We start from the raw sequence: 13049 nt of genomic DNA, 5'->3' as shown, positions 1-13049 counted from the left end.
CAAAATTTTAATTATAAAAAAGAAGTCCTTAATAAGTTAAAGACTTCTAGGTTTAGATATTATTAAGAATAGTTTTAGTACTTCCCTTTCTTCTCTTCATAGGCTGCACCAGCACTACCACCCAATGCTCCGCCTGTAGCAGCACCAGCATCGCCACCAATAATTGCTCCACCTAATACTGCGCCGACACCAGCACCAATTGCACTATTACGTACGGTTTTACTGCTAGACCCTTTTGCATTAGCTGCAACACCTGCACCGAGTGCCGCTCCTAGACCTGCACCGATATTTCCGCCCACGTGTTTTCCTACCGCACCACCTGCGCCACCACCAATAGCAGCTGAACCAATACGTTGACTTTCTGGGCTTGCATTCTGACAACCAACAAACAAAGTTGTAGACATCAGGCCAATACTAACAATCATCATCATTTTTTTCATTAGATTTACTCCAGTCTTCATAAGCAGGTAGCCTAATGTGTTTTTGTGGAGTCTTTATCCCGCTTAAGTAATAAAATAATTGCTCTTTAATATATTTATGTAATTACAATTTGAAATTGTTATAAATAAATATAAATAAAAAAAGGCACCCTAAGGTGCCTTTTTTAGTGCCATTCTAAACTTAGAATTGTTCAGAGTTTAATGCTTGGCTGAATGCTTGGTCTACTTCGCTGAAGTCATTATGAAGCTCATGCTCTGCAGCTTCTGCTTCTTGACGACGACGCTCTAAGTGGTACGCAAGACCAGTACCTGCTGGAATCAAGCGACCTACTACAACGTTTTCTTTTAAGCCACGTAAATCATCTTCTTTACCTGTTACAGCCGCTTCAGTTAACACACGAGTTGTTTCCTGGAACGATGCAGCAGAGATGAACGAGTCAGTAGAAAGCGATGCTTTCGTAATACCCATCAATTGACGTTCAAACTTCGCAGGGAACTTGTTCTGAGCCAAGACAGCTTGGTTCTCTTGAACAACGCGGATGTAATCCACTTGCTCACCTTTAATGAAGCTTGTATCACCGCCATCAGTGATATCAACTTTACGCAACATTTGACGTACGATAACTTCAATGTGCTTATCGTTGATTTTTACACCTTGGAGACGGTAAACGTCTTGAACTTCGTTCACGATGTAGTTAGTTAATGCAACTTCACCTTTCAAACGCAAGATGTCATGTGGGTTTTGTGGACCATCAGAAATAGTCTCACCACGGTTCACATGCTCGCCTTCGAATACGTTGATTTGACGCCATTTTGGAATCAATTCTTCGTAAATCTCAGAACCATCATCAGGAGTAATTACCAAACGGTTTTTACCCTTAGTCTCTTTACCGAAGCTTACAACACCTGATACTTCAGCAAGAATTGCATGCTCTTTTGGCTTACGCGCTTCGAACAAGTCAGCTACACGCGGAAGACCACCGGTAATATCACGAGTACGTGATGTTTCTTGTGGTACACGACCAATAACGTCACCCACACCAATCGTTTCGCCATCACGGACAGTTACGATTGTATTTTGTGGCAAGAAGTAGAACTGTTCGCCGCCATCTGTTGTATCCAACACGATTGCAGGACGTAAATCTTTACCAGAAGCAGGACGAGCTGTTACAGGCAAGATTTCAACAGTAGTCATACCAGTTGCATCATCAGTTTTCGATGTTGCAGTTACGCCATCAGCGATTTGGCTGAAGCGCGCTTTACCGGCAACTTCTGTTACCAATGGATGTGTATGCGGATCCCAAGTCGCTACGATACCGCCAGCTTCTACAGCTTCACCATCTTTCAACAAGATGCTTGCACCGTAAGGAAGTTTATAACGCTCGCGCTCACGACCTAAATCATCGGCAATACCAATTTCACCTGAACGTGAAACTGAAACCAAGTGGCCTTTTGCATGTTGTACAGTTTTCACGTTATGGAAACGTACAGTACCTTTGTTACGTACTTGAACGCTGTTCGCAGCAGAAGTTCGGCTCGCAGCACCACCAACGTGGAACGTACGCATCGTTAACTGTGTACCTGGCTCACCAATTGACTGTGCAGCCATTACACCTACTGATTCACCTGGGTTCACCAAGTGACCACGTGCAAGGTCACGACCATAACAACGAGCACATACACCGAATGTTGATTCACATGCGATTACTGAGCGTACTTTAACTTCATCGACACCAGCTTCTTCAAGCTGAGCTGCGATTTTCTCGTCAATTAACGTACCGCGAGGTAATACAACTTCATCATCAGATGCACGACGTACATCTTCAGCAGTTACACGACCTAATACGCGGTCACGTAATGGCTCGATGACATCACCACCCTGAATGAATGGAGTCATTACTAAACCACCCGCTGTACCACAGTCAGGTTCAGTAATTACCAAGTCTTGCGCTACGTCTACAAGACGACGAGTCAAGTAACCAGAGTTCGCAGTTTTCAATGCTGTATCGGCCAAACCTTTACGCGCACCGTGTGTTGAAATAAAGTACTGAAGTACTGTTAAACCTTCACGGAAGTTCGCTTTAATCGGAGTCTCAATAATCGAGCCATCCGGTTTTGCCATCAAACCACGCATACCAGCAAGCTGACGAATCTGCGCCGCACTACCACGGGCACCCGAGTCAGACATCATATAGATGCTGTTGAATGATTTTTGTTTCTCGTCTTCACCTTGTTTGTTTTTAACAAGTGTATAAGACAAGTTATCCATCATTGCTTTAGCAACTTGGTCGTTTGTACGCGCCCAGATATCGACAACTTTGTTATAACGCTCACCAGCAGTTACGAAACCTTGTTCGAACTGTTGTTCGATTTCACGAACTTCTGTTTCTGCTTTATCAATAATTGTGTGCTTAGTAGGTGGAATGAGCATGTCTTCCATACCTACAGATACACCTGAACGAGTCGCTTGACGGAAGCCCAAGTACATTAATTGGTCAGCAAAGATAACTGTATCTTTCAAACCAAGTTTACGGTAGCAAGAGTTGATCAATTTAGAGATGTTCTTTTTAGTCATCTCAAGGTTGATCATGTCAAAGCTTAAGCCTTGTGGAACAATTTCCCAAAGCAAACAACGACCAGGTGTTGTATCAACAATAATAGTTTGGTGTTCACGTTCACCATTTTCATTGATAACAGTTTGGTGTACACGTACTTTAACACGCGCATGGATCGCAACCTGTCCAGTAGCAAGTGCACGGTTTACTTCATGAGTATCCGCGAACACCATGCCTTCACCTTTGGCATTTACAGCATCACGTGTGATGTAGTAAAGACCCAAGACAACGTCCTGAGAAGGAACGATGATTGGCTCACCGTTTGCTGGTGACAAGATGTTGTTTGTTGACATCATCAATGCACGAGCTTCTAACTGTGCTTCAAGTGTCAATGGAACGTGTACCGCCATTTGGTCACCATCGAAGTCGGCGTTAAACGCAGCACAAACGAGTGGGTGAAGACGGATTGCCTTACCTTCAATAAGAATAGGTTCAAATGCTTGAAGACCTAAACGGTGAAGTGTTGGCGCACGGTTCAACATTACTGGGTGTTGACGAATTACAGAAGCAAGAACGTCCCAAACTTCCGGAGTCTCACGCTCAACCATTTTCTTCGCAGCTTTAATGGTAGTCGCCTGACCTGAAGCTTGTAGTTTCGCGAAAATGAATGGCTTAAATAATTCAAGTGCCATTTTCTTCGGAAGACCACATTGGTGAAGACGTAAAGTAGGACCTACAGTAATTACCGAACGACCAGAATAGTCAACACGCTTACCTAATAAGTTCTGACGGAAACGACCTTGTTTACCTTTGATCATATCTGCCAAAGATTTTAATGGGCGCTTGTTAGAACCAGTAATCGCTCGACCACGACGACCGTTATCAAGCAATGCATCTACAGACTCTTGTAACATACGTTTTTCGTTACGTACGATGATATCTGGAGCGGCAAGGTCAAGAAGACGCTTCAAACGGTTGTTACGGTTAATGACACGACGATATAAATCGTTCAAGTCAGAAGTCGCGAAACGACCACCTTCAAGTGGAACTAATGGACGTAAATCAGGTGGAAGTACAGGAAGTACATTCATCACCATCCATTCTGGCTTGTTGTTTGAATCTTTGAATGCTTCCATCAATTTCAAGCGTTTAGACGCTTTTTTCAACTTCGTTTCAGAAGTTGTTTGAGGAATTTCTTCACGTAAACGTGCGATTTCAGCTTCAAGATCGATATCTTTCAATAAGTCCTGAACCGCTTCTGCACCCATTTTCGCAGTGAATTCATCACCGTGTTCTTCAAGTGCATTGAAGTATTCTTCGTCTGTTAAAAGTTGATACTTTTCAAACGGAGTCATACCTGGGTCAGTTACAACGTATGATTCGAAATACAATACACGTTCGATATCACGAAGTGTCATATCTAATAATAAACCGATACGGCTCGGTAACGATTTTAAGAACCAGATATGTGCAACTGGAGAAGCAAGTTCAATGTGACCCATACGTTCACGACGAACTTTCGCTGTAGTTACTTCAACGCCACATTTTTCACAAATGACGCCTTTGTATTTCATACGCTTGTATTTACCACACAAGCATTCGTAATCTTTTACTGGACCAAAAATTTTGGCACAGAACAAACCGTCACGTTCTGGTTTAAAAGTACGGTAGTTAATTGTCTCAGGTTTTTTAACTTCACCATGAGACCATGACTTAATCATTTCTGGTGACGCAAGACCAATACGGATACGGTCAAACTCAATTGGTGCATGACCATCTGAGTCCGTTTTTTTACGCATGATATCGAGCAAGTCTTTCAATTTTTTTCTCCGTGTGTCGGGAAGCAACGCTTACCCGACTGGGTCACAAATATTGTTTTTACCTAAAAAATCGTGAGTCTTATGACTTAATCACCATTTTTCAGTTCAATGTTGATACCTAAAGAACGGATCTCTTTGGTCAATACGTTGAACGATTCAGGCATACCCGGATCCATATAATGGTTACCATCTACAATATTCTTATAGATGCGTGTACGACCTTCGACGTCATCCGACTTAACAGTTAACATCTCTTGGAGAGTATATGCTGCGCCGTAAGCTTCGAGTGCCCAGACCTCCATCTCACCGAAACGCTGACCACCGAATTGTGCTTTACCACCAAGCGGTTGCTGTGTAACAAGAGAGTAAGAACCAGTTGAACGCGCATGCATCTTGTCATCAACCAAGTGGTTCAATTTGAGCATGTACATGTAACCTACAGTTACAGGACGATCAAACTGTTCACCAGTACGGCCATCAAACAATACTGTTTGGCCTGTACGAGAGATACCAGCTAACTCAAGCAAGTCTTTAATTTGGCTTTCTTCAGCACCATCAAATACAGGAGTAGCTAAAGGTACACCTGCACGTAAGTTGCCTGAAAGTGCCAAGACTTCAGCATCAGTTAAGCTATCAAGATCTTCTTGCTCACCACCGACTTTGTTATAAATCTTGTCTAAGAATTCACGCAGTTCTAAAACTGTACGTTGTTCTTTCAACATTTTCTCGATTTTATCACCAAGCCCTTTAGCCGCCATACCTAAGTGAGTCTCAAGAATCTGACCCACGTTCATACGAGATGGTACGCCCAACGGGTTCAATACGATATCTACCGGTACACCGTTAGCATCGTGTGGCATGTCTTCAACAGGTAAGATGTTAGATACAACACCCTTGTTACCGTGACGACCAGCCATCTTATCACCAGGCTGAATACGACGTTTAACAGCTAAGTAAACTTTAACAACTTTCAATACGCCAGTTGTTAATTCATCACCTGTTGCAAGCTTACGTTTCTTCTCAGCGAATTTCTCATCAATTTCTGCGCTCTTTTCTTTTAAGAACACTTGAATTTGAGTTAAACGCTCAGCGATTGCTTCATCTGCCGGTTGAATTTCAAGTAAATCAACAAGCTCTAAACCAGATAACACTTCTTCAACGAGTTTGTCACCACGTTTAGTTGAACCACCGCCATTAGACTCTTGGCCTTTAAGCAAACGAATTACACGCTCACGAGCTGCTTCTTCAAAGATCTTGTATTCTTCTTTCAAGTCTTTACGGTAAGCATCAAGCTGTGCTTTTTCGATAGCCAATGCACGGTCATCTTTCTCTAAGCCATCACGAGTGAAGACTTGAACATCGATAACTGTACCTTTTGTACCAGATGGAACACGTAAAGATGAATCTTTAACGTCAGCTGCTTTCTCACCAAAGATTGCACGAAGCAATTTTTCTTCAGGAGTTAACTGAGTTTCACCTTTAGGCGTTACTTTACCAACGAGGATGTCACCTGCTGTAACTTCAGCACCGATATAAACGATACCTGATTCATCAAGTTTAGAAAGTGCAGCTTCACCAACGTTAGGAATATCGGCAGTAATTTCTTCTGCACCTAACTTAGTATCACGCGCTACACAAGATAATTCTTGAATATGAATAGAAGTTAAACGGTCTTCTTGAAGTACGCGCTCAGATAATAAGATCGAGTCTTCATAGTTGTAACCATTCCAAGTCATGAATGCAACGCGCATGTTTTGACCAAGCGCAAGCTCACCCATATCTGTAGACGGACCGTCTGCCAAGATATCACCGCGAGCAACTTTGTCGCCCAAATTCACGATAATATTTTGGTTGATACAAGTGTTCTGGTTAGAACGCGTATATTTAATGAGGTTGTAGATATCTACACCAGCCTCACCAGCAATCATTTCATCTTCGTTTACACGAATAACGATACGAGAAGCATCTACGTATTCAATTGCACCACCACGGTTTGCAATTACACACACACCAGAGTCACGTGCAACGTTCGCTTCCATACCTGTACCTACAAGCGGTTTATCCGCACGTAGAGTAGGAACTGCCTGACGTTGCATGTTTGAACCCATAAGCGCACGGTTCGCGTCATCGTGTTCAAGGAATGGAATAAGTGATGCAGCAACAGATACGACCTGCTGAGCAGAAACGTCCATATGCGTCACTTTTTCTGGTGGCATACGTACGAATTCACCTTGATGACGAACAGAAACAAACTCTTCTGTTAAGTTGCCATCTTTATCTACTGCAGAATCGGCCTGTGCAATAACAGTACCTACTTCTTCAATCGCAGAAAGGTATTCAACTGCATCAGTTACTCGACCATCTACCACTTTACGGTAAGGTGTTTCCAAGAAACCAAAGTCATTTGCTTTTGCATATACTGAAAGCGAGTTGATCAAACCAATGTTTGGACCTTCCGGCGTTTCAATTGGACATACACGACCATAGTGAGTTTGATGTACGTCACGTACTTCAAAGCCCGCACGTTCACGTGTTAAACCACCAGGCCCAAGCGCTGATACACGACGTTTATGAGTAATCTCAGATAATGGGTTGTTTTGGTCCATGAACTGAGATAATTGGCTTGAACCAAAGAATTCTTTGATTGCAGCAGCAACTGGTTTAGCGTTAATTAGATCTTGTGGAGACAAGTTATCTGTTTCTGCTTGGCTTAAACGTTCTTTAACTGCACGTTCAACACGAACCAAACCAACACGGAATTGGTTTTCAGTCATTTCACCAACAGAACGTACACGACGGTTACCCAAGTGATCGATATCGTCGACTTCACCTTTACCGTTACGGATTTCAACTAATGTACGTAATACATCAATGATATCTTCGTGCGATAAAATACCTTCTACTTCACGTGACTTCTGGTCAGTACCAACTTCGTATGGACGACCCAAACGACGGTTGAACTTCATACGACCTACTGGAGATAAGTCATAACGCTCAGAAGAGAAGAATAAGTTGTTGAATAAGTTTTCAGCAGCTTCTTTTGTTGGCGGCTCGCCTGGACGCATTACTTTATAAATTTCAACTAATGCTTCTTCACGACCAGCTGTTGTATCTGCACGTAATGTGTCAGCAACAAACGAACCACGGTCAATATCATTCGTAAACAAGATATTGAACTGCTTAACACCACCTTCTGCCAACTTCACCATAACTTCATGGCTTAACAAAGTATTCGCAGCAATTACTTCACCATCACGCAAAGTAATATTTTCAGCAGTGATACGCTCATATAAGTACTCATCAGGAACTGAAAGTTTTGTTAAACCAGCAGCTTCCATTTGACGTACGTGACGAGCATTAATACGTTTACCTTGCTCAACAATAACTTTACCGTCATTGTCAGCAATATCAAATTGAGCCATTTCCCCACGTAAACGTTCAGGTACTAGGTCAATCTGGTAACTGCCCATATCAAGATACACAGGTACTTTTTCATAGAACAAATTCAAGATTTGTTCGTTGTTATAACCTAGTGCACGTAACACAACAGTAGCAAGTAATTTACGACGACGGTCAATACGTACGTAAACTAAGTCTTTTGCATCAAATTCGAAGTCTAACCATGAACCACGGTAAGGAATGATACGTGCTGAATACAACACTTTACCACTTGAGTGGGTTTTACCTTTATCGTGATCAAAGAAAACGCCTGGTGAACGATGTAATTGAGATACGATTACACGCTCAGTACCATTAATGACGAATGTACCATTTTCAGTCATGAGTGGTATTTCACCCATATAGACTTCTTGTTCTCTTACGTCTTTAATTGATTTAGTTTCGCGATCTTTAATAATCAAACGAATTTTAACGCGCATTGGTGCCGCATAAGTCGAACCACGAAGAATACATTCGCGTACATCGAACTCAGGTTTACCAAGGCTATACTCAACAAATTCTAAAGCAGCATTGCCAGAATAACTTTCGATAGGAAAAACTGAACGAAATGCGGCTTGGAGACCGATATCTTCGCGGTTTTTTGGAGTTTTGCCATCTTGCAAGAATGTTCTGTACGAATCGACCTGAATCGAAAGTAAGTACGGTGCATCCATTACTTGGGGCAATTTACCAAAATTCTTACGGATCCGTTTCTTTTCGGTATATGAGTATGCCATCTGGAGTCCTCGGAAAGTAAACCAAGCCCGCCTGCAGAACGGGCTCAGAAGGAATTACGCAGGCCGATATGGCCACCACTGTTTACAAATGCTGCAATTTTTAGTGGTATAAAAACGCTTAACAATATTTTTAAAAAAGAAAAATATTGGTAAACATTTGAAATTACTTGCTTTATTTGAATTTTTCTAAAAAACAAACAAAACTAACAAAAATCGAGCCGATTATTGTAACGCAAAAAGGCTGATGACCCAAGAGCCATCAGCCATTTTATGGAGCCGATTTAAAAACCGACTCCTTTTACAATTACTTAAGTGTAACTGTAGCACCAGCTTCTTCAAGTTTCTTCTTAAGTTCTTCGCCTTCTTCTTTAGAAACGCCTTCTTTAAGAACTTGAGGAGCACCTTCAACTAGGTCTTTAGCTTCTTTAAGACCAAGGCCAGTTGCTTCACGAACTGCTTTAATTACAGCTACTTTGTTAGCACCGAAAGAAGTCAACTCAACGTTGAATTCAGATTGTTCTTCAGCAGCAGCAGCAGCGCCACCAGCTGGAGCAGCAACAGCAACAGCTGCAGCTGAAACGTTGAATTTTTCTTCGAAAGCAGAAATTAATTCAACAAGTTCAAGAACAGTTTTTTCAGCAACTGCGTTTAAGATTTCTTCGTTAGTTAAAGCCATGAGAATAACTCCAAATGGATATTGAATGGTGTGTAAAATTGATTAAGCAGCTTCTGACTCGTTTTTCTCTTTGAGCGCTGTAATAAGGCGACCCAATTTCGAAATAGGAGCTTGAAGGACAGAGGCAAGCATAGTAAGAGCTTTCTCTTGGTTCGGAAGGTTTGCAATTACGCTAACGTCAGCACCTTGATAAACTTTGCCGTCAAATGCAGCAGCTTTTAACTCAAATGCTTTGTTAGTTTTAGCAAAATCTTCGAACAAACGTGCAGCTGCACCCATGTCATCTTCAGAAGTTGAAAAACCTAGAATTGTTGGACCAACAAGGTTGTCGTTCAAGATATTGAATTGAGTATCTTGAAGTGCGCGTTTAGCCAAAGTGTTACGTACAATACGTGTAGAAACACCTAACTTACGAGCTTCAACACGAAGTGTTGTTAATTGCTCTACGCTTAAGCCTTGGTAGTCAGCAACAACGGCTGCAAACGCCTTAGAAGCAACTTCACTTACTTCCGCAACGATCTGTTTTTTGTCTTCAATAAGAAGAGCCATTGTAAAACCTCCTAAGGTGATTTATGTACCCAATGGGCACACTCCCAATTCGTAAGCCTTTCGACTTACACGCGGAGGAGGAACAAATCACACCACCGCGTCTACGCAGGCTGGTTTATTAAGAAAAGTGCTATTCGAAAACGACATCTCTTCGCCTGAGGTCTTTGACGCTGATAAATTCTCATTTATCAATTCAAAGTCCGCCTGATGAGTAAGGGATAAAGCTTTGCCCCACCCAACCAAATAGAAAAATATTTCTATTTAAGTTCTGTCCCCAATCAGGACTTTAAAATTCTTTACTAAGTCTAAACTTAGTTAGAAACGTTGTTTACATCAACAGTAAGACCAGGACCCATAGTTGAGCTCAAAGTGATCTTTTTGATGTATACACCTTTAGAAGTTGCAGGTTTTAACTTTTTCAAGTCAGCAACTAAAGTTTCAACGTTTTGACGGATAGCAGCAGCATCAAAGCCTACTTGACCGATCGCAGCATGGATAATACCCGCTTTGTCTACACGGTAACGAGCCTGACCAGATTTAGCGTTTTTAACAGCATTCGCTACGTCAGGAGTTACAGTACCAACTTTAGGGTTTGGCATTAAACCACGTGGACCAAGAATTGTACCGAGCTTACCAACAACACGCATAGCGTCAGGAGCAGCGATTACAACATCAAAGTCAAGGTTTCCACCTTGGATGCTTTCAGCAAGGTCATCAAAACCTACAACATCAGCACCAGCTTCTTTAGCAGCTTCTGCTTGCGCGCCTTGAGCAAATACAGCTACACGTACAGTTTTACCAGTACCTGCAGGTAATGTAGTTGCGCCACGAACAACCTGGTCAGATTTACGTGGGTCTACACCAAGATTTACAGCTACATCCAAAGATTCTTTGAACTTTGCAGCAGGTAGGCTGTTAAGAACTTGTACTGCTTCTTCCAAAGTATAAACTTTGTTTGCTTCAACAGCAGCAGCAATGGCTTTTTGACGTTTAGTTAACTTTGCCATGTCTTATAGCTCCACTTCCAAGCCCATAGAACGTGCAGAACCAGCGATGGTACGAACACGTGCGTCTAAATCAGCACCAGTTAAATCTGGTTCTTTAGTAGTCGCAATTTCTTCTAACTGAGCACGAGTCAACTTACCAACTTTAGTTTTGTTTGGTACAGATGAACCCTTTTGAATACCAGCAGCTTTCTTAAGAAGAATAGAAGCTGGAGGAGTTTTCATGATGAATGTGAACGACTTGTCGTTGTACACAGTAATCACTACAGGAATTGGAAGACCTGGTTCAACTTTTTGTGTAGCAGCATTGAATTCTTTACAGAATGCCATGATGTTTACACCACGTTGACCTAACGCAGGACCAATTGGTGGAGATGGATTTGCTTTACCAGCTGGAACTTGCAGCTTGATATAGCCGTCAATCTTCTTAGCCATTTTAAAATACCTCTGGGTACAAACGCCGCTAGGCTCCCCAATCTTTACGCAACACTACTGTTACAACAACAATGCCCGATAAAATCGGGCGCTTTTCAACCAATTGAGATTAAATCGTTTTTTCGACTTGGCGAAACTCGAGTTCAACCTGAGTTGGTCGATTAAATACATTAATCGTCAACGTTAAACGTGACTTATCGTATTGAACTTCTTCCACTACACCTTTAAAGTCTGTGAATGGACCGTCAATAACAAGTAATTCTTCACCTGGCTCAAACATCGTTTTAGGACGTGGTGCTTCACCAGTATTACGTACACGCGCAAGAATCGCATCTGCTTCACGTTGAGTGATTGGTGCTGGTTTTTCAGGTGTACCACCAATAAAACCTAGAACCTTTGGACATTCTTTAACGATATGCCAAGTATCATCATTCATTTCCATTTCGACTAACACATAGCCAGGAAAGAATTTACGCTCAGATTTACGTTTCTTACCATCCTTCATTTCTACCACTTCTTCGGTAGGAACAAGGACATCACCAAAGCTATCGGCAACAGCGCTACGCTGGATTCGTTCTGTAAGTGAACGCATCACTTGTTTTTCATAGCCAGAGTAGGCATGAATAATGTACCAACGTTTCATAGCTCTTTTACCCGATAATCAACTTAATTAACCAACCCAAACCATAGTCAAAGCACCATAAAACCAATGATGCGACAACTACAACCAATAGAACCTGCCACGATGTAGTGACTGTTTCTTGTTTTGTTGGCCAAGTTACTCGACGCAATTCGACTCGTGCATCTTTTAGCAAGCGAACGAAGCCTTTACCTTGATGGGTGGCGTATAATAAACCTAAAGCCACAACGATACAAGCAAAAATTACCCCAACGCGCACCCAAACATTATTTGCTGGTGCCCAATACGCTGGCAAATGCTGATTCACCATAGTAGCTAAAAGCAACAATGCTATTGCTATCACCCATAGAACAATATCTAGAGGCGAACCAGAACGAATAACTTCAGCAGAATTATTTCTTTGAGGAATTGGCGCGTCGCTCAATGCGTCACGCGATTTATCATTCGACATTTTTGTACTCGTCGTAGAACTCGCGACTTATTATATGAACAACTAAGCCAGCATCAAGCTTTTTATTTCAAAATATGGCAGGTCAGGAGGGACTCGAACCCCCAACATTCGGTTTTGGAGACCGACGCTCTACCAATTGAACTACTGACCTATAATGCAAGTTGAGAGCCAAAGCCCTCAACCTGAGACGTAATCCGTCACTATAATATGCTTATGCAGTTACTTTCGCAACAACACCAGCACCTACAGTACGACCACCTTCACGGATCGCAAAACGTAGACCTGGGTCCATTGCGATTGGGTG

General features: G+C 42.1%; 9 protein-coding genes, 1 tRNA gene and 1 pseudogene. All 11 read right to left on the bottom strand.

Annotated elements, in window-relative coordinates:
* Positions 1–74 precede the first annotated feature (74 nt).
* Positions 75–440, bottom strand: a complete 366-nt coding sequence (locus MKX14_RS10380; RefSeq protein ID WP_046812204.1) for a hypothetical protein — start codon at positions 438–440, stop codon at positions 75–77.
* A 181-nt stretch (positions 441–621) separates the two neighbouring features.
* Positions 622–4815 (bottom strand): DNA-directed RNA polymerase subunit beta', encoded by a 4194-nt coding sequence (rpoC, locus tag MKX14_RS10375; protein WP_002114988.1) that lies wholly within the window; start codon positions 4813–4815, stop codon positions 622–624.
* 86 nt (positions 4816–4901) lie between these two features.
* Positions 4902–8990: a DNA-directed RNA polymerase subunit beta gene (gene rpoB / locus MKX14_RS10370; RefSeq protein WP_002114857.1), complete on the bottom strand. Its 4089-nt coding sequence runs from the start codon at positions 8988–8990 to the stop codon at positions 4902–4904.
* A gap of 304 nt (positions 8991–9294) precedes the next feature.
* Entirely contained in the window at positions 9295–9666 is a 372-nt protein-coding gene (gene rplL / locus MKX14_RS10365) for a 50S ribosomal protein L7/L12 (RefSeq protein ID WP_001229360.1), read from the bottom strand.
* Between the two features lie 42 nt (positions 9667–9708).
* The gene (gene rplJ / locus MKX14_RS10360) at positions 9709–10215 is read right to left on the bottom strand and encodes a 50S ribosomal protein L10 (RefSeq protein ID WP_002115099.1); all 507 of its coding nucleotides are present in this window, start codon (positions 10213–10215) and stop codon (positions 9709–9711) included.
* A gap of 311 nt (positions 10216–10526) precedes the next feature.
* Positions 10527–11222, bottom strand: a complete 696-nt coding sequence (gene rplA / locus MKX14_RS10355) for a 50S ribosomal protein L1 (protein WP_005804118.1) — start codon at positions 11220–11222, stop codon at positions 10527–10529.
* A gap of 3 nt (positions 11223–11225) precedes the next feature.
* On the bottom strand, positions 11226–11654 hold the full coding sequence (rplK, locus tag MKX14_RS10350; RefSeq protein ID WP_001074682.1) for a 50S ribosomal protein L11: 429 nt from the start codon (positions 11652–11654) through the stop codon (positions 11226–11228).
* Positions 11655–11763: 109 nt separating this feature from the next.
* Entirely contained in the window at positions 11764–12297 is a 534-nt protein-coding gene (nusG, locus tag MKX14_RS10345; RefSeq protein ID WP_002115092.1) for a transcription termination/antitermination protein NusG, read from the bottom strand.
* Between the two features lie 7 nt (positions 12298–12304).
* The gene (gene secE, locus MKX14_RS10340; RefSeq protein ID WP_108009257.1) at positions 12305–12745 is read right to left on the bottom strand and encodes a preprotein translocase subunit SecE; all 441 of its coding nucleotides are present in this window, start codon (positions 12743–12745) and stop codon (positions 12305–12307) included.
* Positions 12746–12820: 75 nt separating this feature from the next.
* Positions 12821–12896, bottom strand: a tRNA-Trp gene (locus MKX14_RS10335).
* Between the two features lie 60 nt (positions 12897–12956).
* A pseudogene (locus MKX14_RS10330) lies at positions 12957–13049 on the bottom strand (hypothetical protein); the annotation flags it as partial.

The sequence above is a fragment of the Acinetobacter pittii genome (assembly GCF_022449185.1).
Lineage (GTDB): Bacteria > Pseudomonadota > Gammaproteobacteria > Pseudomonadales > Moraxellaceae > Acinetobacter > Acinetobacter pittii_I.
Note: the sequence above shows the minus strand (reverse complement) of the source record. Positions and strands in the feature narration are given on the sequence as shown.

Bases quoted from the DNA above. Each gene is read 5' to 3' on its own strand.
- rpoB (WP_002114857.1), bottom strand. From the start codon at position 8,990: ATGGCATACTCATATACCGAAAAGAAACGGATCCGTAAGAATTTTGGT.
- secE (WP_108009257.1), bottom strand. From the start codon at position 12,745: ATGTCGAATGATAAATCGCGTGACGCATTGAGCGACGCGCCAATTCCT.
- rplK (WP_001074682.1), bottom strand. From the start codon at position 11,654: ATGGCTAAGAAGATTGACGGCTATATCAAGCTGCAAGTTCCAGCTGGT.
- MKX14_RS10380 (WP_046812204.1), bottom strand. From the start codon at position 440: ATGAAAAAAATGATGATGATTGTTAGTATTGGCCTGATGTCTACAACT.
- rplJ (WP_002115099.1), bottom strand. From the start codon at position 10,215: ATGGCTCTTCTTATTGAAGACAAAAAACAGATCGTTGCGGAAGTAAGT.
- rplL (WP_001229360.1), bottom strand. From the start codon at position 9,666: ATGGCTTTAACTAACGAAGAAATCTTAAACGCAGTTGCTGAAAAAACT.
- nusG (WP_002115092.1), bottom strand. From the start codon at position 12,297: ATGAAACGTTGGTACATTATTCATGCCTACTCTGGCTATGAAAAACAA.
- rplA (WP_005804118.1), bottom strand. From the start codon at position 11,222: ATGGCAAAGTTAACTAAACGTCAAAAAGCCATTGCTGCTGCTGTTGAA.